This window comes from Leptospira venezuelensis (assembly GCF_002150035.1).
Classification (GTDB): domain Bacteria; phylum Spirochaetota; class Leptospiria; order Leptospirales; family Leptospiraceae; genus Leptospira_B; species Leptospira_B venezuelensis.
Genome location: NZ_NETS01000010.1, coordinates 400,511 through 425,208 on the forward strand (window position 1 = coordinate 400,511; position 24,698 = coordinate 425,208).

The following is a 24,698-nucleotide window of genomic DNA, read 5'->3' on the forward strand; positions in this document are numbered from 1 at the left end:
ACATGTTTTAGAACAGCGTTCGCACATCACGATTTAGATTTTATTGTGCGTAAAAAATTTTTTTCTTGAAATCAAAACGTAAACTCTTCCATTTCAAATGAAATCTTAATAAACGAAAAATAAAAATGGAAGGGTCAATAAATGAAAACAAATTATTCAAGCGGAGCTTTGTCGTCTGAACAAGTATCACCTATCTTTAAAAATCTTTCCGCCCAATCAGCTAAAACATTTATAACCTTCGGTGGACAAGGAATAGATCCTATCCCTGAGTTACGTTCTTTCTATGAAGAAGGCCATTCGAATTCTGAATTCTGGCAAACAGTCTTTTCTTCTATTGAAGAAGAATGTAAGGCAATCAATAAAGACAGACTTATAGGAGCATTACCTTTAGGTTTTCATTTAAAGGATTGGCTGGATCAACCTGAACTGACTCCGGATCATTCTATCCTAAAGAATTGTTCTTATAGCATTCCTCTTATCTTTTTAGCCCAAGCTTCTGCTTTATACAGAGTGGTCCAAGATGAATCTAACTGGGAGACTTTGTTTAACGAAACTTCAGGTGTATTTGGCCATTCGCAAGGAGTGTATGCAGGATTCTTATTATCTTCTTCTCCCGATAAAACCACATTTTTGAAAAATTTGTCTCTAATACTCAGGAATCTTATTAGTTTAGGAATCCGAGTCCAAGAAGAATTTCCAATTTTAGAATTGGACGTTATAGCTAAAAGGCTTTTAAAACCCGATGAGATTGCCTCGCCAATGGCCGCCATTAAATCGGAAAGCGACAAATTGTTAACAGAGGAATTAGATAAATTTAATATAAATAGAAGTTCCGAAGATACTGTATATTTAGGATTGAAGAATGGACCAAAGGCAAGAGTAGTATGCGGATCTCCTGAGTCATTATTAGAGTTCAGAAGTTTCCTTTCAAATAATAACTTCCCCAATTTGGAATCTTGGGTATTTCTCAAAATTTCCGCTCCTTTTCATAGCCCACTATTAAGAAGAGTTCCTATACTTTTAGAAGAAGATGTCAAAAGAATTGGATTTAATCCAAAACAATCTGATCTAAAAATTCCGTTATACGATACTAGAGACGGAAGAGATCTGAGAACCGAATCTGATCTTGCACTTGCATTTTCCAGAATGGCAGTTGCGGAACTTCTGGATTGGGAAATCTGTTTAGGAAGTTTAGAAAGAGAAGAAGGTAAAATTTTACTAATCTCTTTCGGGCCAGGAGTTGACGCTGAAAAATTGTGCTCTCCTATCCTCAAAGGAAAATCCTACCTAGTTCGCAACTTAAGCAAATCCGAATCTTATAGATCCTTTACCAAAGAAATTAATTTAGAATTTCCTAAAGCATGGAAGGAATTCCAGCCAGAAACAGTAGAGCTACCAAATGGAAAGGTTTTCTTAAAAAACAGTTATTCGGTGTGGACAGGAAGATCTCCCGTCTTTGGGGGAGGTATGACTCCTTCTACTGTTGAACCGGCAATAGTAATCGCCGCCGCAAAAGGAGGACACCTGATCGAGTGGGCAGGCGGTGGGCAAGTAACAGAAGAGCTGTTTCGAAAAAGAATGGATGTCTTTCGAAAAGAATTACCTCCAGGTGTTGGAATAGTCATTAACCTTCTATACTTAGATGCTTATTTATGGAATCTTCAAGTTCCCTTAGTAAAGAAACTAAAGAGTGAAGGCGCCCCTATCGAAGGAGTTACTATTTCCGCTGGTATTCCTGAAACGGAAGAAGCAGTTAGAATATTAAAAGATTTTGAAGCTCACGGGATCTGGTTGAACTCATTCAAGCCTGGAACTCAAAAACAAATCCGACAAGTAATCTCTATCGCAAAACAAGTATCTGATTCAAAAATCCTAATGCAGATAGAAGGTGGAGCCGCAGGAGGACACCATAGCTGGGAAGATCTAGAAGAATTAGTGCGCTCTACTTATGGCGAGATCAGAGATTGTAAGAATATTGTCTTAGCAGTGGGCGGAGGAATTGCAGAACCTCAAGATTCTAAGTCTTGGCTATTCGGCACTTGGGCAGGAAAAAATGCTATGCCGGTTGACGCAGTATTCTTAGGGACCAGATTAATGGCCGCCAAGGAATGTGCTACATCAGAAAAAATTAAACAAGCTCTTGTTGATATCTCAGGCTCTGAAAATTGGAAGACCACTCAAGAAGGCAAAAACGCTGGTGGGGTAATCTCAGGAAGATCTGGACTCGGCGCTGATATTTATTATGCAGAAAACACTTGGACTAAACTTTCTTCACTCGCAGAAGAACTTACAAAAGGAAAAGAAACAGAGGAAGCCAAAAAAGCAGTTCTCTCTAAAAGGAAAGAACTAATCTCTCTTATCAATTCAACTGCAAAACCTTTCTTCGGAGATCTAGAAAAGATGAGTTATACTCAAATTCTTTCTAGATATTTAGAGTTGGTCTGCCCTGGACAGAGATTGATTTCTCCAGAAGAGAATTGGCCAGATCATCCTTTCATAGATAAAAGTTTCAGAAACAGATTTATAGAATTAGTGCAAAGATTCGAAGCTCGGATTTCAGAACCTTCACATCAAAAATCTATATTGGAAAATATAGATCATAACTTTGAGCCGAATGTTTTTCTAAAAGAATGGAATAGTAGATATAAGAATGCGGATACAATTCTTATCTTACCAGAAGATATAATCTTCTTCTTTGATGTTTGTAAAAGACCAGGTAAACCTGTAAATTTTATCCCCGTAATCGATGAGGATTTAGTAAAATGGATTCGCTCAGATTCACTTTGGTATTCTCATTGTGTTGATATTGAGCCGGATTCTTGCGCCTGGATCCCCGGTCCAAAAGCAATCAAAGGAATTCATAAGGCAAACGAACCAGTTTCTTCTATCTTCCAAAACTTTTTGCAAGTAAGTTTAGAAAATTCTAAGCCCAAAAAGATCTATTGGGAAGATCTGTTTGATTCAAATTTTCAAACGAAGAATGCTCTAAATTTTTTCTCGGAAGAACAAATCAGCAGTAATTCGATTAATATATTCGAAAATATTGATATATCACCAAACGATTGGCTATTAAGCTTAGCTGAATTAGGCAAAGGATTTCTGACTGCAGTTTTAAGATCCTCCAAAATCGGGAACAATTCATCAGACCTGAAATTATTCTTTGAACCAAGGATAGGTAGAAAATTTATTTGGGAAACCAGCAGCTCGGAAGAATTGTTACTGATCCAAGTTTTGGAAGAAAATAAACTAAAAGTAGAATTAAAACTTTCAGAAAAAGATTCTGCAGAACTCAAACTATTCTTCTATGATCCTAAGGATGGAAACGCTATCCCGTTCCAGAGAAAATTTAGCGCTGGAAAAATCTTAGGAGCATTTATTGAAGAAGACCTTTCCTTTAGAGAACAATCTGGTTTAGATCTATATTTAAAAACATGGGGAATGGATCAAAAAATTCTTCTGAATTCTACCAAGAATATTTCAGAAGAATTAGAATCGGAGATCATAATCGATAAGGAATCTATTCTAAATTTCAGAAAAGCAATCGGAGAATTAAGAAGAACAGATCTAAAATCCGATCCAAATCCCCCTTTAGGAATGAGTACCGCATTCGCCTGGAAGGTATTACTCTCCCCTTTATTTACATTAGAAAATAAGAATCTATTCAGACTTTTGCACTTCTCTCAAAATTTTCAATGGGAAAAGGAAGCAAATGAGTTAGTTCCAGGAGACAAACTAAAATCAAAAGCGAGACTTGCTAAAGTTAGAAAACTTGGCTCAAGCCAAGAAATTCAGATCTTGGGAGAAATTTCAAAAGACGGGAAGAAAGTCTGCTCTTTCCAAACTGGATTTTTAATCAAAGATGTTAATTCTAAATTCCAAGAATTCGATTCTTTACCTTTCGAAAAAACTGTATTAATCAAATCAGAAGCCGAATCTAATCTTCTAAATTCCATTCCTTGGATTTACAAAAAGGAAGATCAAGGAACGAACTCTGTCGGATTTAAATTAAAATTCACCTCAACAAATCGACTTGTTCTCTCTTTGGAAACAAATCAAGAACTTCATGCTATCGAAGGCAAGATCGAAAAAGTTTCGGGCTCTCATTCTGAAGAATGGGGAAAATTCAAATTAGAAGAGAAAACTGCTGTTGGAACTCAAACATCTTTTGATCGATTCTTCTCCAACCTGACAGAAGCAGATTCGGAAATCCCACTTACTAAGTCTTATAAGATCATATCAGAAACTTTTCATGCTCCTTCTGATATGAGCGAATATTCCGCGGCTTCTGGGGATACAAACCCGATCCATACTGATATTGATTTTGCAAAATTTGCTGGCTGGAAGGACAGGATTGTTCACGGACTTTGGACTTCCTCTAGAATAATTAAACAAATCGTAATGGATGTATGCCAAGGAGATCCTTCTAGACTAACCTCTTTCGAAGAAACTTTCGAAGCTCCGGTGTATTTAGGAGAAGAGCTACTATTAGAAGCAATCCACACTTCTCAAAAGAAAGGATCTCAGATCCTATCTGTTAGTTTAGAAAATAGAAATGGAGAGAGAAAATTAAGCGCTAAAGCGATCATCTCTCCGAAAAGAACAGGCTATGTATTTACAGGCCAAGGTTCTCAGTCCCAAGGAATGGGAATGAAACTTAGAGATGAATTTCCGGAAGCAAAAAATGTTTGGCAAAGAGCGGAGAACACTACAAGAGACGAGCTAGGCTTTTCTCTTTTAAAAATTGTACAAGAGAATCCCACTTCATTAAAAGTGGGAAAGAAAGTTTGGAATCATCCGAAAGGAGTTCTTCACCTCACCCAATTTACACAAGTTGCTTTGGTTACTAAGTCCATGGCCGATTGGGAAATCTTGAAAGAAAGAGGTTTCTTAGATTCCGAAGCTCCATTTGCAGGGCATTCTCTAGGTGAATTCTCTGCTCTTTCTGCCAGAGGATTTTTAGGATTAGAAAATGTCATCCGTATTGTGTATGGAAGAGGGCTTACTATGCAAAGCCTGGTCCCAAGAGACAAGGAAGGAAGAAGTCCCTTCGGAATGAGTGTTGTATTAGGAAATCGTCATGTTGGCTTAGATGAAGATACAATTCTTAAAGTTGTAAACCAAATAAAAGAAGAAACAGGTCTTCCTTTAGAAGTGGTCAACTTAAACATTCGAGACAAACAATATTCTGTGACCGGCGACCTTAAAGCTCTCACTGAAATGGAAAATCGTTTTAAAGAGATTGTAAGAGGTAAAAAAACCACAATCCGTCTAGAAGGAATAGATGTACCTTTTCATTCCAGAGTTTTAGTGAACGGAGTTGCAGAATTCAGAAAGACTCTAGAGGCGAATGTTCCTCAGATCTCCGGCTTCGAGGAATTAGATGGCAAGTATATTCCAAATCTGGTTGCAAAACCATTCTCGATTGATAAAGAATTTATAAAATACGTTTGGGAAACTTCAGGCAGTCCAGTCTTAGAAAAGGTTCTAAAAGAAAATCAAAAACTTTCTAACAAGGACCTCAGAAGAATTCTACTAATTGAATTACTTGCTTATCAATTTGCGATGCCTGTCCAATGGATCAAGACCCAGGACCAATTCTTTCAAGACCTAAAAGTTCGAAGATTGATCGATCTAGGAGCCAGAGGGGATCTTGCAGGCATGGCAAGGCAAACTCTGAGAGACGTTTCAGATCCTTCTTCCTTTGAAATTTTACATATAGAAGAAAATCGGAATATAGTATTTTCGGAATTAGAAGATTGCGAATCTGCAGAATTTTCCAAACTAAGAGAAGTCTCGGAACCCATTGTAGTAGAAACTTCAATCGAAAAAACAGTTATTAGAACTGCACCAACGCAAATCCAGGAAATCGTTCAAGAATCTCAACAATTCGGTGGAGAAGAAACATCTGTAAATCTCACCAAGAAAGATGCATTATTCGTATTACTTTCCTTGAAAGCGGGGATTCGACCTGAAGAAATTTCGGAAGATGAAAACATAGATACTCTTTTTGGAGGAAATTCATCTAAACGAAATCAAGTAATGGCAGACCTCGGTGCTGAGTTCAAAACCACAAGTTTAGATGGAGCTCACGAAAAGTCTTTAAAGGATTTAGTAAAATCTTTAGAAGAACAATCTGCTTACACACAACCGGGACCATATCTCAGAACTGCTTTCGAAGAAACTTTGAAGAAATTTTTTCCGCCTGATTTTGGTAGAACAGAAGTTTTCAAACATTTAAAAGAGGAAAGAGGTTTAAGCGCTTCCGGAATTTTTGCTGTCAGCATTTTTCTTCCTGTATACGTAAGAGAAGGAGATTCTTTACGTAAAGGAGCATTAAGCTCAATCGCATTAGGGTCTCGGATCGGAAATTCTAAAGATGCCTCCAAATGGTTAGATAAAGCAGTCGATCTATTTGCTCAATCTAAAGGAATACGGATCGGAAAACTTTCCGCAAATAATGCCGGATCAACTGGTGGAGCAAAAGTAGATGCGGCTGCCTTAGAAGAATTAGAACGAAAGTATTTTGGAACAGAAGGGATTTTCGGAAAGGCAATCAAAAACTTTCAATCCAAACTTTTAGGGGAAGATCCATTTGCAGAATTATTAATAAAGGACTTAACTACTCTCCAAGAAGCTAGGCAAAAAAGCCAAATAGAGTCTGCTCCTTCTTCTTTATTTGAAGAGAAGAAGATTGTTCGTTTTTCCAATTCGGAACAATGGGCTAAGAAAAAACTTCTTCAAGGTTTAACGAAACTTAGAGTCGGAAACGAAAGTAGTTTCAGTCGGGACGCAGAAAAGTATCTTTCAAATCATGCTAGTCCATTATTGTCTCAGGTTTTAAAATATTGGGACCAAATTCTGGAGAAAGACCAGCTCCAATTTCCAGAAGAAAGAAAAAGCATAGATTCCAAAAGAGAATATCTTAGATCGCTTTCTTCTAAATGGGACCAAAATAGAAAACCGATCTTCCAGGCGGCAAATTCAGTATTGCGTCCTAAATTAGAGATCTCGGAAGAGGGAAATTTAAACTTTAAAGAAGTTGAATATTCTACTGAATTAGAGGATTTCTTCCGAAACAAAATTTTAATCGGAACGAGTAAAGACCAAGGATCAAGCTGGAATAACGACTTAAAAGAAACTGAGTCTATTCTAAGTTCAATTTCATGCTCTTCTAAAGAAGGAATTTCTTTCTCCGGATTGAAAGTTTTAGTCACAGGTGGAGGCCCGAACTCAATCGCATTAGAGACAGTTTTTGTTCTGCTTTCTGGTGGGGCTGATATTATTCTAACAACAACTTCTTATTCTTCTGAAAAAGTTAAGTTCTATAAAAGGATATTTCAAAAATACGGAGCAAAAGGTTCTTCTCTTACATTAGTTCCTTTCTCTCAAGGATCATTCGAAGACATACGTTCCTTATCTGAATGGTTGGTCCAAAAAGATTGGGAACCGGATGTTTTACTTCCATTCGGCGCAGTAGGAGAAGAAAATACAGGATCACAATTAGATGATTCTTCTTTAACATCTTTGAGAGTCATGTTGCTTGGTGTGGAAAAGTTAATAGGCACTCTTGGAAGAGTAAAGAATACACCGACGGAAACTTCTCCGCTCCATGTAATTCTTCCGCTTTCGCCGAATCATGGTATCTTTGGAAGAGATGGAATGTATGCAGAAACTAAATTAGGTCTCGAGACTTTGTTCCGTAAAAAATTCTCCGAAGAAGATGATTGGGGAAAACATACAAGGATCCACGGCTGCGTAATCGGTTGGGTAAGAGGAACGGGCCTCATGGAAGCAAATGATCTTGTTGCGGAAGGTTTAGAAAAAAATTCAGGAGTGCTCACATTTTCCAGAAGAGAGATGGGACTTCTTTTAGGGAATCTAATCCACAATTGCGTATTCCATTCTACTGAACAGATCACTAAGGCGAATTTTACTGGCGGTTTGGACTCCCAAACTGATCTGGGAAAAACATTAGGAAAGATTCGTGCAAACATTCTTTCAGAAGCAAAAATCAAAAAGGAAACCTTCGCTCTTAAGAATACTATTTTATTAGAAAAACGTGAAATTATCCCAAGAGAATACTTACCTAAGGAAGTGTACAAATATCCTTCTATCCCTTCTCAAGCGAAACTGGATGAAATTGGACATTTAAAAGAATTAGATTTAACTCAAACTATTTGTGTGGTTGGTTTTGCAGAACTCGGACCCGCAGGTAGCTCAATGACCAGATGGGAATTGGAAAAATCAGGAACACTTTCTTTAGAAGCAGCACTCGAACTTGCTTGGATGATGGGTTTTATCAAATACCAAGCTGCAGATAAAGGCAGAAGTTGGACTGATTCTGAAACCGGCGAAGCTGTTGCAGAATGGGAAATCAAATCCAAATACGAAGAAAGAATATTAGCAAATGCGGGAATCAGGATCATCGATAAGGAATCGGCTGGCTTCGACCCATCTACGTTATTCTCCTTTGTAGATGTGGTCTTGGAAGAGGACTTCTTCATTCCTGTTTCTAACTCAAAAGAAGCGGAAGAATTTAAGAACGCAGAGCCGGAAGCTACAGAGATCTATCATGATTCCGAAAAAGACAAATGGTTCGTAAGAAGAAAGAAAGGAAGCACCATCAAGGCCAGAAAGGCATCTGACTTTAACAGAAAGGTTGCAGGTCTGATTCCGAAAGGTTGGGATCCGGCGAAATACGGATTAACAAAAGATATAACGGCTCAAGTAGATCCTATCACAGTTTATAATCTATATTGTACATGCGAAGCATTCTTACGTTCTGGAATGGAACCAATGGAATTGTATAGATTCCTGCATCCAGGACTTGTAGGCTCTACAGTGGGTTCAGGCATGGGAGGAATGGGCAAACTTAAAAGAATGTTCCATGACTTCTTACTTGGAAAGGAAAGGCAGCATGATGCATTGCAAGAGTCATTGATCAACGTTACGACAGCATGGGCGCTCACATCTTATGTAGGAGGATATGGGCCCGTTCAAACTCCGGTCGCAGCCTGCGCCACAGCAGGAATATCTTTGGAGATGGCGGCGAGCTTAATCAAAGAAGGAAAAGCAGGCTTTATGTTAGCCGGAGCCTTCGACGATTTTGCTATGGAAAGTTTGGTTGGATTCGGAGACATGCAAGCTACTGCAAGCAGCGTAGAAATGTTGGAACAAGGAATCGATCCGAAAGGAATGTGCCGTCCGAATGATATCCGAAGAGGTGGATTCGTAGAGGCACAAGGTGGAGGAGTTGTTCTACTCGCAAGGGCCGACTTGGCTCTTGAAGCGGGACTTCCTGTTTATGGAATTTTAGCGTATGCTGGTTCTAAAACAGATGGAATCCAAGCTTCTATTCCTGCGCCTGGGCTCGGACTTTTATCCTTAGGTGCAGAATCCGAAAAAGAGAAATCTCCTTTAAGAAAGGTATTATCCACTTTCGGATTAACAGCTGACGATATTGGCGTCGCTTACAAGCACGATACTTCTACAAAAGCAAACGATAAGAATGAAAACAAACTTTTGTATAATTTATTATCTAAGTTAGGGCGGACCCCAGGAAATCTATTGCCTGTAGTTTCTCAAAAATCTCTTACGGGACATTCCAAAGGTGGAGCTGCTGCTTGGCAGACCATCGGAATCTTACAAACTTTGGAAGAAGGTATTATAACCGGAAACCGAAACCTGGAAGAAGTGGATCCAGACATGAACGATTATGAGTTCATAACTTTTACAGATGAAAGTATTCCATTCGGTAAACATAATATTAAGGCGGGAATGTTAACTACCTTAGGTTTCGGACATGTGGGAGCGCTTTGTCTTTTCGTTCATTCCGATTATTTCTTAGCTGCTCTAACCCCAGTGCAAAGAGAAACTTATCTGAAATTAAGAAGAAAAAGGGAAATTACTAATCGAAACAGATACCATGAAGTCAGGATGGGCATAGGAAAACCTTTGTATGAAAGACATACTAAGTCCTATTTCCAAGAAGAAGAAATTAGCATTCTCTTAAACGCAAACTACAGATCTAAACAAGAAGAGAAAAAATGAAATTAGAATCACAAACTCTTCCAAATTTCGAATCTGTCACAAATCCTTATGCTTCCGTAGGAGTGGATCTTACTTTCATTCCGGAGTTCAAGGAAAGTCTGCAGGATAAGGCAACCTTCTTTTTTAAAATCACTTTTACGGATTGGGAATGGAAGAAGGGACAAACAAAACCTGAAAATCAAAGAGCGAGTTTTTTCGCGGGAAGATATGCCGCAAAAGAAGCGCTCATAAAGGCATTGGATGGATATCGTTTATTCCAAAAACCTGATCTAAACGTAAACTATTCAGAGATAGAAATACGTAACGACGATTATGGCCGCCCTTATTTTCGTTTTTACGGAAATTTTGAAACATATCTAAACAACTTAAAGCCAAACTCAATTAGACTGAGCATCAGCCATACGGGGGATTATGCATTTTCCGAAGTCCTCCTGATATTTTAGGAGAAAGCGAATGATACCCACAAGAAAACCAGAGCCAGATTCATTTACCCAAGGAATATTAAGTATTCCTGAAATAGATTCCGTAATAAGAGAATTAAAAACCTTAAACCCAGGCCGTTCCGAAAAGAAAGAAAGCTTACCAGAAAGAAAAGGAATCTTAAAAAAAGTACTGATCGCGAATAGAGGAGAAATCGCGAAAAGATTCTTTTTAGCATTAAGAGAAGAAGGTATCCGTTCCGTTGCAGTAGTAACAGACCCAGACAGAGAACAATCCTGGTATGAATCCGCAGACGAGATCATATATATAGGAAGTTCTGAAAAATATACAAATTCTCAGACAATTATAGCAGCCGCCCTACTTTCCGACGCAAATGCAGTATATCCTGGATATGGATTTTTGTCAGAAGACTTCAAATTCGTAGAATCTTTAGAAGAAGCTTCCCTCATATATAATAAGAATATAATATTCATGGGGCCAAAAGCATCCGTGATGAGAAAAGTTGGGAACAAGCTGGATGCGAGGAAATTAGCGTTGGAAAACGGGATCCCACTTCTATTAGGAAGCGGACCAATCACAGGTGGCGAAGAAATCGCAATTAAAGAAGCAGAGAGAATCGGCTATCCAATCATGATCAAGCTGGATAGCGGTGGCGGCGGAAAAGGAATGGTCATCGTGCGAAATTCCAAAGAGCTTCTTCCGGCAATAGAAAGTGCTGTTCGGATCGGACTTCAATCTTATGGAAACGGGACCTTCTTCTTTGAAAAATATGTAGAAAGACCTGCTCACTTTGAAGTTCAAATTTTCAACTCCACTGCAGTTGGAATCCGAAAATGCGCAGTACAAAGAAGAAATCAAAAAGTCGTGGAAGAAAGTGGAGAAACTTTCTTAGACGATAGAACCTTATTACAATTATTATCTTCTGCTGAAAAAATAGCTCATATCTCCGGGTACTCAGAAGGATGCGCCGCAGGTACTGTGGAATTCCTACTAGATTGTGAAACCGGTAATTTTGGATTTTTAGAAATGAATACCAGATTGCAGGTAGAATATCCTGTAACTGATCAATCCCTCGGGATCGATTTGGCCAAATGGCAAATTTTGTTCTTCGACGGAAGAGAACAAGAGATTCCTTACGACTCAGTAATCAGAAGAAGATTCTCCGATAGAAATCATTCCATCCAATGCAGGATCTACGCAGAAGATCCATTTCAAAACTATTCTCCTTCTCCAGGAAAAATAAAAGATCTAGAGCTACCTACATTCAACGGAGTACGTTGCGATTTCGGATTCAGAAAAGGCGATAGAGTTCTAGGTGATTACGATCCAATGATCGGAAAACTGATCACTACAGGAACAACCAGAGAAGAAGCTCTACTTAGAATGGAAAGAGCACTTTCCGATCTGTATATCAGAGGTATCACCACAAATATTGAACAATTGATCAAACTCATAAGACACGATCTATTTCGTTCAGGAGAATATGATAATTTAATTTTATCTAATAATGAAGATCTCACAAAAGTAGAAAAAGAATCGGAAGAAGAAGGGGCAATTATCTGCTCACTCGCTGAATCAGTTTTTATAACAGAAAATGATCTGAAAAGATCTTTTAGGGATAGAGATCTTCCGAAGCTACTTCATTCTCAAGAATCTGAATATTCTCTTTATGAATTTGAATTGAAAACGGAAACAAAAACCTATAAGACTCGTCTATTCCGCACTTCTATTTCTAACTACAGAATTTTGGTAAATGGAAAAGATTTCGGAACTATCGGAGTTTCCGTCCGAGGAGAATTAGGAGAAGAATATTTAATAGAATTTGAAGGAAGAACAATTCCTGTCAGAGTGGATCGTAGACCTTCTTTTCACTTAGTAAGATTTCCTGATCAACAAGGAAAACTCAGATATGTCCGATTTTCGATTCTATCCAAAGATAAAAAGAATAATACATCCAACGAAGGTATATTACGTTCTCCTTTCCAAGGAACATTCGTAAAGATCTGTAATAATCCTCAAACAAATGAGACATGGAAAGAAGGAGAAATCATCCAAGAAGGAGATCCAATATTAGTCATTTCCGCAATGAAAATGGAGACGGTTCTTGCAGCACCTGTTGGCGGAAAATTGGGATACCTATTAGAACACGGAGATAGGAGCAAATTAGTTAGAGGAATGACTGCTTCCGGAATGGTTCTGGGGAAAGGTTTAAGTGAAGGAGAAATTCTAGCGAAGATAGAAACAGAACAAATCTCCGAAATAAAAAAAGAATTAGAAAACCATAATGCGTCAAGAGGCTCCATTTGGGAGATCTGGCCTTCTATCGAGACGGATACAGAATTGGAACTTCCGCTCAATCAAAAAACATTTGGGTCCGATCTGAGAACCCTATTGAAGTCCTGGATATTAGGAACTTTTAGAGAACAAGATGCAATAGAAAAGATAGATTCAATACTTTCTAATTTCGAGTTCGCCAAACTTTCGGATTCTGAAAATCGTCAATGGGCAAACTTCTATATAGAAATTTTGAAATTCCACGTACTCGTGCGAAGAATATTCTCCTCAGATCCTGGAACAAAATTTTCTCATTATGGAGAAATTCAAAGAGCACTTTCTGAATGGGATACAGAAGGATACAACCCGCCTAAAACCACGAAAAAACTTTTATCGAATGCATTTCATTATTATGGAATAAAACCTTGGAACTCTCTCCGTAGAACCAAGAGTCAAAAAGATGTATTTATATTTTTAGTAAAAGCTTATGCAAACCTTAGAGAAGGAAAAGAGCTTATTGCCAAACTTTTGGAAGTACTTTCTATCTACGCTCCTCCTACTCCTTCCATAGATCTTGCATTGAACGGGGTCTTGTATCTAGAAGAAAGAGAGAAGGAAAGTTCTCTCGAAAAAACAGTCAGACGAATATTAAACTCCAGAGGAAATCGTCCCCAAAAATTTAAAGGAGGGGATGCAACAATTTCAAGAACGCATGTATTCGATTATGTACGCTTTTTGAAATCACCTTGGTCTTCTGTCTCGGAAGAAAGATCTGAAATTTTGGAAGAAAAATTCAAAAGATCATTTTCAGAAGACTTACCGTTGCTCCCAGAAAACTTTGATGAGTCTCTCACTTCACAAATAAGAAAGAAACTGGAATATTGGCAAACTCAAGGAAGTATCAAAAGATTATTCTCTCCTACCCCGGGGCATTTTTTGTATTTCTTAGACACCGGAAAAGAAAAACAATATGTGCTCTTCTCCACTCTAAGTGCTAAACCTGAAAGTGAAACCTCAAGGTTCGATTTGGAGACTACCGCGAAAATTGGAGCTTGCATATTACAAGGCTCACAAATATTCAAAAAACTAGATATTTTTAGGTTAGAAGTACTTGTTTCAGGATTTAAGGTAAAATTCGATCCTGGCTCCAATCAAGAAGATGTATTCAATTATAATAATATAATGGAATCTGCGGGATCGGTTCTGCGATTCTTTTTACATGGATTGTATAGCCAATTCACAATGGACTTTCTTCCCGAAAACACGGAAAAGACAGTCACTCTTTCCTTCTTCTTTAAGGATGGAAAGTTAAGAATGGACATTGCCCATCCTAACGATCCGAGATTCCCATATTGCACTGGAACAGATCCAAAAGATCTATCAGTTTTTCAAAAAGGAAAATGGCCTTTAGAATGTTGGGTTTCAGAAGTATTTGATACAGCTTCCGCAAAAGAGATCACGGTCCCGGGAATAGACGGTCTTCTTAGAAAAAATCCCAAAACAGGTAAAGATGAGGTCTATAATCCTGGAGCAAAAATATTCGAAGGAAAGATCGGCGGAAAACCTGCATTATGTTTTTTTAAAGATTCCAGAGTAGCGGGAGGAGCTACAGGAGATATAGAAGGAAGAAAATATATAGCCGCCGCATACTATGCTTATCGTAAAGATCTTCCTTTGTATGTCTGGAACGACGGAGCCGGAGCGAATATTAAAGAAGGAATGGTTTCATTAAACAGAGCCGCAGAAGGGTTTTTTATGAATTCGCTTTTAAGTGCAGGCACCCAAGCATCAGAATTTAGAGCAGCAATCGAATCACATTCAGATCCTATCCTAAAAGAAGTATGCTCAGAAACCGAAAATAAATACGGATCAGAATTCAGAAAATACAACGCAGAAGACAAGCCCAATCGTTGTTTTACTGTCGCGGTCGGCACAGGCTCTTCTACCGGATTGGATGTTTACGGTTCTTCTCAAGCATCTTTACAAGTACTTTTGAATGAAGATGAGTCTTATCGAGTTCTAACAGGCTCATCAGTAATCGAATCAGTGACTGGTGAAAAGTTCACCAATTACGAGATTGGCGGTGCTAAAATTATGGGCCAGGCAACGGGTACCGTTGATTTTGTAGCCAACGATAAGATCCAACTCATTTGGATCGTCAGGAGGATCCAGGATTCTCTATTAGGATGTAAACTTCTTTCAAAAGAAAGGAGCCAACGATTCTCATCAGAAAATTGGAATGTTTTAGATGAGAACGAGCTCATTCACCATTCTGAAAGCGGATTTATCTTACCAATCAAAGAAAACTATTCAGGTTCCGGATCTTTAGTTTCAGGATTCATTCGATTGGGACAATCCTCAGTTCTTTCTATGGGGCCCAGAACGAACGATGGATTTCATTCTCTCCCGTGTATAATTAAAGCGAAAGAGTCCGTTCGGATCGCAGAAAAAACAGGGGCAAGCTTACTTCTGGTCTACGGAAGCAAATGGTTCAGAAGCTCTCATTTAGATGATTATGATTCATTAAGACCAAGAAGAGATTTCCAGAAATCATTACAGAACTTTAAAGGTGCCTGCTTACATTTTGTAAAGAATCCGGAAGGTCTTAGAGTCTCAGAACTCACTTCAAGTGCAGATGTATGGCTGCTTTTAGAACCGAATGAAAAAAGTAAAGCTTCTACCCATAAAGAATTTTCTAATAAAAAAAGATGGGCTACGTTCACTGCAAAAAATGAATCTGAAGCTTATAAAATTATTAAAAAATTCTTTCATTTGTTGAATCATAGAAGGACCGAAAATTTCTCTCCAAACAAAGCTGAAATTAAACTTCCTATCGAAATCACTGTATCTTACGATATGAAAGAAGAGATCGTTCAGAAAATTTTGGATGAGGATACTTTCTTAGAATTCGGAGAATGGGACCCTGGTTCAAGTTTGATCACTGGGCTTGGAAGAATACAAGGAAGAACAGTTGCAATCATCGCAGATCAACCTAAAGGTGGTGGCTCTCCCGATGCTCCAGGCACTGAAAAATTCAGAGTATTTACTGAATTTGCAAATAAACATTCCTTACCTTTATTAATGATTTCTGATGCTCCAGGTTTCGTTCCAGGCACAAAACAAGAAAGAGCAAGGATACAACAAATCGGTGGAGAATCGTTGGATGTAAATATTCTTTCTGATATTCCAGTAGTTTCTATTGTATTAAGACAGAATTACGGAGGAAGACAGATCCATGCGTTCAGCGGATTTTTAAGACCTGGGATCGCATATTATTCCTTAGCAGAAGCAACCTTAGCTGTAATGGGAGGAAATTCCGCATTCGATCTATTCCAAGGAGCAAAAGTTTCTGCCCTCAGAAAAGAAGGAAATATCAAAGAAATTGAATCTATTCAAAAAGAATTTTTCGAATCTTTTACTAAAAAGTCCAGAGCTGATTTTGATGCAAAGAACACTGGAGTTTTAGACGGAACCTTCGGATCTCTTTCAGAATTGAGAGAAGTCCTCAAAACAGGTTTAGAAGAGGCAGATCTCAAACTTTCCAGCTGGAAAAAAAATAGGAATAAATTCTCCAATGGTGAAGTATATCGAAATCTTTCTACCAATGGAGAAGATTGGAAAGATTTGATCCTTCCTTAGACTGAAAGAATTCCGTTTGTAGTGAATCCTACAAACGGAGCCAACTAAAAGCTTCAGCTTAACGGGAATCTCTATCTCTTTCGAATCGCAATCATCGCAATATCGTCAGAAAGTTTAGAGAATCCTGTCGCACTCAAATCCTGCTGAGTGTGAGATTCCACATCCGTAACGATAGTCTTGATCAATTCTTCAGGACGTTTTTCTCCGTTTGCGTGTAGAAGTTTCGCGAGTCTTTCTCTGGTATACATATCAGAGTTAGGACTTCTCGCCTCATCCAAACCGTCCGTATACTCGAAGAAAATATCTCCGGAATCCAAAGTTAATGCTCTTTTTTCTATCGTAGTTTCAAAGAACGAATTTTCATCCATACCTATCGGCAAACCGCCTGCAGGAAGTTCTTTGATCTTTCCATCGGAAGCGTCAAAGAACAAAGGTTTCATATGACCCGCAGAAATATATTCCAATCTAGAAGTATTAGAATCGAAGATCGCTAAGAAGAATGTAATAAAAATATGATCCGGAGTATCTTCATATAGATAACCATTCGCTTCTAGTAAAATCCTCTTCAGATCTCTTTCTCCTTTACGAAGAATTGCGCGGATTTGAGCCCTAAAAAGAGCCATCACAATCGCAGGACCTACACCGTGATTGGAAACATCACCGATACAGATCGCAATCTTTCCTCCACCTAATTCAATAAAATCGTAATAGTCCCCACCTACTCCTGTCATCGCCTTGTAGAACGCACCGAATTCCACATAGTCATTCAAACTAGAAGGAAGTTTTTCTGGAAGAAGGCGCTTCTGGATCTCTTCAGCTGCAAGAAGTTCTCCTTTCATTTCTTCTCTTTCTTTTAATCCGTGGACCATGTCATTTAGAGATTCACTTAAGATTCCAATCTCATCGTAGCCCGAAGGAGGAAACTCCACATTCAGGTTACCTTCCCCAATCGATTCAGCATTTTTACTAATAACTCTGATCCGTCGAACCACAAACCAAGCTAAACCATAAGCCAAAAGAATAGCAATGGTCCCAATAATCCCGGTGTATCGGATCATCTCTTCGCGGTTGGATTTCATTTGGCGGACACCTTCTGTCCTATCTATTAGAATAATATTATATCCCAATAAGTCTTTCCGGAGAAGGTCATAAACCAATCCTTTTCCTTCCTCTTCTCCCGGAGCCACAAGAGGAGTAGAATCCAAAGTCCACATTACCTCTTCCGCTTCGCTTCTGCTTCGAACTAGAATCCCTGAATCCCAGGCGATTCCCTTAGGAGTTTTAGGAAGTTCCGTTTCTGAATTTCCGGAAAGGATCCATTCTCTCAAAAGTCTCCATTTGATCTTAACAGACTTTCTTTCATTTTCGTCTTTATAATATCTTCTGATACCAGCCGGCCCCGTTTTAAAAGGGATAAAAGTAAAGTCTTCGAGTGCAGCTTCTCTTAAACCGAAAAATGCATCTTCTGCCTTACGCTCGTAGGAGTTCCCCCAGTCGCCTTTAGTGGATTCCAAGCGAATTAAAGAATCCTTATATTCTTCTTCCTGAGATTCTAAGACTCTGATCTTCTCCTGGATTTCTTCCGGAGAAGTTTTATTCTCTCCTTCTTTCGTAGGGAATTTTAACATCTTCTCCCATTCCAAAATTTCTTTGGAAGTGCTTGCAATCTTGTCTTTTAAAGATTTATGATCATCATTCCATTTTTTTTCATTCTTCTCAAATACAGAACTGTAAGGCTGTAATTGCTCTAACTTAGTATCTCTTTTTTTGAGCATCTGTCTATAAGCAAGAGCCAGATTTTTGAATTCTTTATCAGAAGAAGGTTTGGCCTTTCCGTCCTTACGGAGTTCCGACATTCTAGTTTTCAATCTTTGTGAAATCTCTGCGATTTCCACGGAAATTTTTCTATCTTCCTCCAGATACTTTGCCCAATCTTTAGGATTCTCCACGATCTCCTCAGCCATAGACCTGGATCTTTCTGCAGTACTTGGGTTTCTAAAAACAGGACGGTATACAACTTCGTATTGCCTTCCACCCACCTCGTAACTTTCAGGTTCTGATTTATTTTGGATTACTTCCAAAACATCCGTATCTCCAAAAAGGCCTTTTCGACTTTCAATAAAGTCTGCTTGTGCTAATAATTTTTTCCCAGTCTCCGAACTTTGTGAAAAGAGCAAACCTGTATCTAAGGTTTCTTTTCCAACTCTATCATATGCTAAAATTCTAATTTTATCAGGAAGAAGTCCTAAAGATGAAATTCTATCCTTAAAGGAACCTCTAAAGAAATTTTGAAGCGCCTTTGTTAACGATGTCTCTCCAGATGCCGCCTTTTTCTCTCCATCCGGAATGGCTTTTTCAGCAGATTTTCGCTCTTTCTCCAATTTATCCTTATCTGTGAGATAAGTCTTTTTATTCTTAGCGTCCAGATCAGGTTTGGCTAACTCAGTCTCCAAAAACTTAAGCTCTTCAGTAATCTCTTCGACTCTAATCTTAGAAGTTTCTGCACTGATACGAGCAAGTGCTGTCTTCTCTGCGATAGATCTAATCCTTTCATAAACTGGAGCGTCAATTGGAGCTCCATTCTCTTTTCTTAATTCGTTACGAACTTTTGATTCAAATTCTTGGATCTCTTTTTCGGAAAGATATTTTGTAAAATAAGTATCTACAGATTTATAAACATTTCCTCTTTTAACGTTAAGACCGATAGATTGACCAAATGATTTTAATGCTCCGAAAAATCCGCCTTCCTTCTGAACAACTGTCCTTTTGAATTTGCTGAGCTGTTTTTTCTTTTCCTTCACACGAACTTTGAACTCTTCGATCAAGATCATACTTCTACTTAAGTTTTCCAGATCCAAAACAACTGAATTCACGTATTCCAAAGGAGCTTTTAATTCAGATTCAAGTTTCTCTTCTAAAGCTTTTGTCTGTTGTGAATAATGGATTATAGAAGTGAAACCTAGTATGGAGATTACCAATGCGGCTGTGAAAAAGGATAGTTTTGCCCGAATTCCGGGAAGAACCGCTCTCAGGAATTTGTTTTTAGTCATCTTATTATCTCGTATGGATCAGAGTGAGTTTGTTGCGTGGGGGGTTCTTTAGGCGCTGGTAACGTACGACCATTATCTTTTTAATGGAACGTAATCCAAAACCTCCATCAGCCCCGCTATCGTATAATTCCTTCCAGGTTTCGCTTTTTTCTTTGGTGGGATCGAAAGGAATGCCTTGGTCCAGGATAGAAAACTTCCAGCTTCCTTTATTTTTTTTCATTCTTAATTCAATTTTAGAAGTATCCGGTTCAGCAAATCCATGCTCTATTACGTTAGTCATAGCTTCATCCAGGCAGAATACTATCCTGCCTTTGACTATATCTGAACATTCCTCTCCTAGAAATTCGCGGACCTCTCCACGAATTTTAGAAAGTTCGTCCAGATCAACGGAGTAATATAGGATTTTTTCCGGAGAGAAATCCATGAAAGGATTTAGACTCCGCCTAACGCATCATTTAAAGAAGGAAATACTCTCACTTTTTTAGTGAAATACATTAATTCCATCGTATCTTTTACTTCTTTTTTAAGGCTGCAGAAAACTATTTCTCCCGATTTTTCCTTCAGGAATTTTTGGATAGAGTTCAATACGCCTATCCCTGCAGACGCAATGTAAGTAAGAGCGGAACAATCGCAAATAATCGTTTTGATCCCGTTCCCTACTGCTGCTTCCAATTTAATTTTCAAATCTGGAGCAGTCTTAGCATCAATCTCACCTGCGACTGTTAGGATCAATTTGCTTCCGTCTACTTTTTCATTAAATGTGAGGTTCGCCATTTATACGCCCTTCCTTAATTCTTTCATTAAATCCTTCGCTTGGATGATTCCATATAATTTTCTTTCTAAGGAGTCTATCTCATAGTAATATTTTGTATTGGGGTCACCTTCGAAAATATGAGCGTATTTTCGAATACCTTGGATTGCCTTCTTAGCATTTCCTTCTAATATACCCTTTGTTATGGAAAAGTAAAGTTCGATAGCCATAGAATCTCTTAAAGTTTCTTTAAATCCGGCTTCACGTTTTCCTAATGCGTCCAAAAGATTCTCCACCTCTTGTTCGCTATATGTCTCCGAGTCGCTGTAGTTAATTATATATCTGGAAAGTAGTTTTTTACAACGAACTAGATTATTGACCTTTGCGGCGGAAAGGATTTGCTGATACAAAGTATGGACCTCTGTATCCAAATAAACCTTCTGCCTGGTCCCATCCAATTTTACTGGCTCAAAGGCGGATTTTAATTCTTCTTTCGAAAAATTCTTAATGGAGTCTTCAAATAGTTTTTCGTTATTACTGCTGGTTACTTTCTCGAATTCTTTTAAAGGTTTTTCTAATACAGCAATAAATTCTAAGGCTTCTGGAGAAACAGAGATACTCCCTGACTCTTGGATCTTTTCCAAAAAGAAAATACAAGAGTCACCTAAAGCGGAAAGACTTTCTATAATCGCCTGAGAAATCAAACGTTTACATTGGTGAGGAATAGTATGTGAATAGGAAGGATTATTGGAATCCTCTTGGATTTTATCTATCATCTTGCTTGCCGCAAGTGCAGAATGGGATTTTTCCTTTTCCCATCCCGCGTAGATAAAAGGATCGTATAGATATTTTTTAAAATTCTTTTTGCCGGACATGGCAAGAAGTCGGATGATTTTTACAAGTTCCTGTGCGAGATCCGAAGGGATCGATGTTCTTTTTTCGGCCATATTCCCAGGTCAGAATCATTTTATAAGCTATCAAAAAAGCATAGCAAATTCCGAAATTCGAATAGAATCCCGTAAGTTATATAGGACATAAAATGGATTTCAGAATTGTAATATTAGGTTTTTAGGCGACTCCTCTCTTCGCTCGGACTGGGCTCTGCCCCTCCGGATGATAAAATCCTAGAAGAAACTGCGCTTATGATCGGAAGATATTTGGAGATTTCTTAATTTCTTAGACCAATCCGCTTTCGAATTATCTGACCTTAAGTCGATTCAATACTAATCTTAATAACATCTGCAAGATTTCTAAATTCATCTACAATTTTTAGAATATCAAAATCTCTAGGCATCGCAATCGTCAGTTTGATCTGAGCATTTTTCGCTTGATAATCCTGCATAAACGATTCTGAAACCAATCTTAACTTATTTCTCAATAATAACTCTTTAAACCCTTTTCGGTGGAATTTTTTCTGCTTTAGGTCCAAGATCAAAACCTTATATTCGTATTTCCCAAAATACCTTTCTTCGACTAGATCGAATAGGACGAGAATGATCAATGTAGCAATAGTAGTCAAAAATGCTGCATAGTATAAACCGGCACCAACAAGTAAACCGATCGCAGACACAATCCAGATAGAAGCGGCAGTATTTAATCCTTTCACAGTTAGTCCGAACTTCATGATCGCACCCGCGCATAAAAATCCAACCCCTGAAACCACTTGAGCCGCAATCCTAGAAGGATCTCCTCCCACTACTGAATAAAATTCCGGAATAAAAATAGATAATAACATCAAAACTGTAGAGGCAAGGCCGATCAGAATATGGGTCCTAAAACCGGCCCCATGATTTTTGCCTTCTCTATTCCAGCCTACTGCTCCAGCAAAGAGAATGATTAAAGCCACCCGAATACTTACCGTGATGGTATCGATCGTTTTAGAATCCAAAATGGTTAGAAATTCCTGCATAATCCAAGGAATGATCTAAGGTTTCAGTCGGTAAACTTCTTTTAGAAAATCCGGATCTCTACTTAACAAAGCAGACATGCGAATCTTATCCCATCTCAAAGGATTGCCTTCCTTGTCCAAAGCAGTCCCCCCTGCTTCTTCCAATGCAAGAACTCCAGCAGCAAAGTCCCAAATCTTGGCTCCGCTTAAGTTCATGAATAAATCCGTTTTTCCCTCTAATAATTCTAAAAATCCTGCTCCCGTCGCGGCTAAGGCACGAGTGGCCAAAGTGTTTTTAACTGCATTTGCGATCCAACGATAGTCCTCATCTTGGAAAGTATTATTGATTTCAAGAGAAAGTACAGAACGATCCAAACTTCCTCCTTTTTTCAAAAGAATCTTTCTATCATTGATAAAAGTTCCAATTCCTCTTTCAGACGTAAGGGAAATATCCAAAGCAGGAAAATAAATACACCCCACTTTTGGAGATCCATTTTCCACATAAGCGAGTATCACACTGAAATCTTTGATCCCTCTAGAAAATAAAGTGGTCCCGTCCAATTCATCACATACTATAAAAGTAGAAGGAAGTGGTTCCGGATTATTCTGCTCTTCCATCACCAAAGGGATTCCAGGAAATTCTTTTTTGAGAATCTCTTCCAATATACGATGGGAATCTAAGTCGGCTTGTGTCAAAACCTGCATAGGATCTTTCAGATCGAACGTAGATTCCTTCCCGAATAATTTTAAGATCTCAGTTCCAGCAGATTTGGATGCGTATTTAAAAACGGATAAAATTTTAGAAAGATCGGTCATCGAATTAAGAATAGAACATTAGGATTTTTATATAAATCCTGAGACTATAATCCAGATCCCAAATCCATAGGCCATGCAGGAGTTACTCTCAAAAGGTATTGGAGAAGAGGTGTTAGTTGGTTTAGGTCCATGCCTTAACTAAAAGACCAAACTTTATTGTGGATTCTGATCTTCCGTTTGAGGATTCGGAGAAGCGGGCTCGGAAGTTTCCATATCATCCAAGATAGAAGGCTTTTTAGGTCTCTTCTTCTTTTCTTTTTCTTCCTTAGGCATGGAAATGGTTCTGATTTGGATATATTTTCCAAACACCCAACCTTGTACAGTTTCAGTAAACGCGTCCTTATATTTGGTGTTTACTAAAACCTTATAATAAAAGTCTTCTATTCGCTGGCCTTCGATAGGAATTATATACGCTACCGAATGTTTGCTTACGACCTTTCCAACTTCTCCTGCTTCTAAATCACGGATTTTAGGAGCTCCAACATAAGGCTCTCTTAATAGAGGAGTGTTGTCGGAAATAATGGTCATATATTTTCCGACAGCTTTCAGCTTGTACAATCGTGCGCTAATCTCATTTACTATATTTTCGGAACCGACATTAGCATTCAGAATTCTTAATAATGCAAAGATCGCGAATGAATTTTTTTGTTCTGTTAAAGTATCTAGGATTTGATTTCTGAGATTCGTTTTGTCTTTGAAAGAATCTTCCAAAATTTTCATGGAAGTCCTGGTCCTATGGCGGCCCAGTGCTTCAACTGCAGCCTTTTGGTATTCCTCGTCTTCGGAATTTAGATAATCAATAAATATACGAAGATCTTCTGGAACCTGATAATATCCCAGACCTAAAAGAGTTGCCTTTACAATTTCTTTATCGTCTGATTTAAGACCCTTTTTTAATAGAACTTCTCTTGCTCCAGGATCTAATGTTTTCCCCATACCTCGGAAAGAAGCTACTCTAATCTCCCTGTCGGAAGACTTAGCGCCTACATAAAAATAATCTAATGAACTTCTGGAACCTATGTCCGCTAGGCCTTTATATGCCGCCTGACGCACCCATTCCCCATCACGATCTATCATCTGATGTAAAATTTTTACGCCGATTGGATTTTTCAATCTTCCTAAAGCCAAAGCGGCGGCGGCTCTAACTCTTGGAATAGGATGAGTCAGTCCGAAATGTTTTAATCTGGAGTAGTTATGGGTTGCTTCTCCTTCAAAAACTTTTAGAAGACCCGTTTTTAAAAGATCATTATAACGTTTGGTTTCAGGATCCAGCACCTGCTTTTTCGGTTTTTTCTTATTGGTTTCTTGCTCATCAGAAGGAGAAGGATCTTCAGTCTCCGAAGAATTATTTCCAACGTCGGAAGTATTATTGGTATCTTCGGGAGTTTGAGCAAAAATTGGCGAAAACCAGACTCCAAAGGAGGCAATCAGTAATAAGCCTGGAAATAAAAATCTGAAATTCAATGGGGCAAACATTCTTTTAATCGAAAAGCAAGCTTTGGTCCAAGAAACATTTCCTTGTGCCAGCCTCTATTCTTTTTTTCGACCATCCGTTATCGGGCGTTTACCTTTTTTTAAGGCAGAATCCTCGATTGCAAGTAATGAAACCATAAAAGTAATAATTTCTTTCCAGAACAGGATACAGATTTGCCATCTATACCTTTATATCTATAGAATTCGTGCTTCTTACGTTTTTTGTGACCGGAACTGCTTGACTCTCCTTTTGGGAAATGGTACCGTCTAATTCTTAGAGAAGAGGCAAATTTATCAGTAAGCTCAGCGGAAACCT

10 protein-coding genes are annotated in these 24,698 nt (G+C 38.4%); 3 read left to right on the forward strand and 7 right to left on the reverse strand.

Annotation, left to right across the window (positions count from 1 at the left end; translation table 11 throughout):
* Positions 1–141: 141 nt before the first annotated feature.
* From B1C82_RS09095 to B1C82_RS09105, 3 genes are read left to right on the forward strand one after another with little or no spacing between them, the layout of a single operon-like run.
* Positions 142–10,050, forward strand: coding sequence for a type I polyketide synthase (locus tag B1C82_RS09095; protein WP_086447284.1), 9,909 nt, complete (start codon positions 142–144; stop codon positions 10,048–10,050).
* A complete protein-coding gene (locus B1C82_RS09100) occupies positions 10,047–10,493 on the forward strand; it encodes a holo-ACP synthase (RefSeq protein WP_086447285.1) in 447 nt (148 codons plus the stop codon). The genes B1C82_RS09095 and B1C82_RS09100 overlap by 4 nt, the downstream gene beginning before the upstream one ends.
* A gap of 10 nt (positions 10,494–10,503) precedes the next feature.
* Positions 10,504–16,404 carry a carboxyl transferase domain-containing protein gene (locus B1C82_RS09105; protein ID WP_086447286.1) on the forward strand — a complete coding sequence of 1,967 codons (5,901 nt, stop codon included), beginning with the start codon at positions 10,504–10,506 and terminating at the stop codon, positions 16,402–16,404.
* A 71-nt stretch (positions 16,405–16,475) separates the two neighbouring features.
* On the opposite strand, the gene B1C82_RS09110 is transcribed toward B1C82_RS09105, so the two are convergent.
* From B1C82_RS09110 to B1C82_RS09140, 7 genes are all read right to left on the reverse strand, one after another.
* Positions 16,476–19,454, reverse strand: coding sequence for a PP2C family protein-serine/threonine phosphatase (locus B1C82_RS09110; RefSeq protein ID WP_086447287.1), 2,979 nt, complete (start codon positions 19,452–19,454; stop codon positions 16,476–16,478).
* Positions 19,455–19,458: 4 nt separating this feature from the next.
* Positions 19,459–19,878 (reverse strand): ATP-binding protein, encoded by a 420-nt coding sequence (locus B1C82_RS09115; protein WP_086447288.1) that lies wholly within the window; start codon positions 19,876–19,878, stop codon positions 19,459–19,461.
* Between the two features lie 8 nt (positions 19,879–19,886).
* Complete coding sequence (locus B1C82_RS09120) at positions 19,887–20,228, reverse strand: STAS domain-containing protein (RefSeq protein ID WP_086447289.1); 342 nt, start codon at positions 20,226–20,228, stop codon at positions 19,887–19,889.
* Positions 20,229–21,152, reverse strand: coding sequence for a hypothetical protein (locus B1C82_RS09125; protein ID WP_086447290.1), 924 nt, complete (start codon positions 21,150–21,152; stop codon positions 20,229–20,231).
* A 260-nt stretch (positions 21,153–21,412) separates the two neighbouring features.
* Positions 21,413–22,114, reverse strand: coding sequence for an MgtC/SapB family protein (locus tag B1C82_RS09130; protein ID WP_086447291.1), 702 nt, complete (start codon positions 22,112–22,114; stop codon positions 21,413–21,415).
* 15 nt (positions 22,115–22,129) lie between these two features.
* Positions 22,130–22,909 carry an inositol monophosphatase family protein gene (locus tag B1C82_RS09135; RefSeq protein ID WP_086447292.1) on the reverse strand — a complete coding sequence of 260 codons (780 nt, stop codon included), beginning with the start codon at positions 22,907–22,909 and terminating at the stop codon, positions 22,130–22,132.
* Positions 22,910–23,062: 153 nt separating this feature from the next.
* Complete coding sequence (locus B1C82_RS09140) at positions 23,063–24,385, reverse strand: HEAT repeat domain-containing protein (protein WP_234008249.1); 1,323 nt, start codon at positions 24,383–24,385, stop codon at positions 23,063–23,065.
* Between the last annotated feature and the right edge of the window lie 313 nt (positions 24,386–24,698).

Coding starts and splice junctions, on each gene's coding strand:
- B1C82_RS09125 (WP_086447290.1), bottom strand. CDS start 21,152: ATGGCCGAAAAAAGAACATCGATCCCTTCGGATCTCGCACAGGAACTT.
- B1C82_RS09105 (WP_086447286.1), top strand. CDS start 10,504: ATGATACCCACAAGAAAACCAGAGCCAGATTCATTTACCCAAGGAATA.
- B1C82_RS09135 (WP_086447292.1), bottom strand. CDS start 22,909: ATGACCGATCTTTCTAAAATTTTATCCGTTTTTAAATACGCATCCAAA.
- B1C82_RS09095 (WP_086447284.1), top strand. CDS start 142: ATGAAAACAAATTATTCAAGCGGAGCTTTGTCGTCTGAACAAGTATCA.
- B1C82_RS09110 (WP_086447287.1), bottom strand. CDS start 19,454: ATGACTAAAAACAAATTCCTGAGAGCGGTTCTTCCCGGAATTCGGGCA.
- B1C82_RS09100 (WP_086447285.1), top strand. CDS start 10,047: ATGAAATTAGAATCACAAACTCTTCCAAATTTCGAATCTGTCACAAAT.
- B1C82_RS09115 (WP_086447288.1), bottom strand. CDS start 19,878: ATGGATTTCTCTCCGGAAAAAATCCTATATTACTCCGTTGATCTGGAC.
- B1C82_RS09140 (WP_234008249.1), bottom strand. CDS start 24,385: ATGTTTGCCCCATTGAATTTCAGATTTTTATTTCCAGGCTTATTACTG.
- B1C82_RS09120 (WP_086447289.1), bottom strand. CDS start 20,228: ATGGCGAACCTCACATTTAATGAAAAAGTAGACGGAAGCAAATTGATC.
- B1C82_RS09130 (WP_086447291.1), bottom strand. CDS start 22,114: ATGCAGGAATTTCTAACCATTTTGGATTCTAAAACGATCGATACCATC.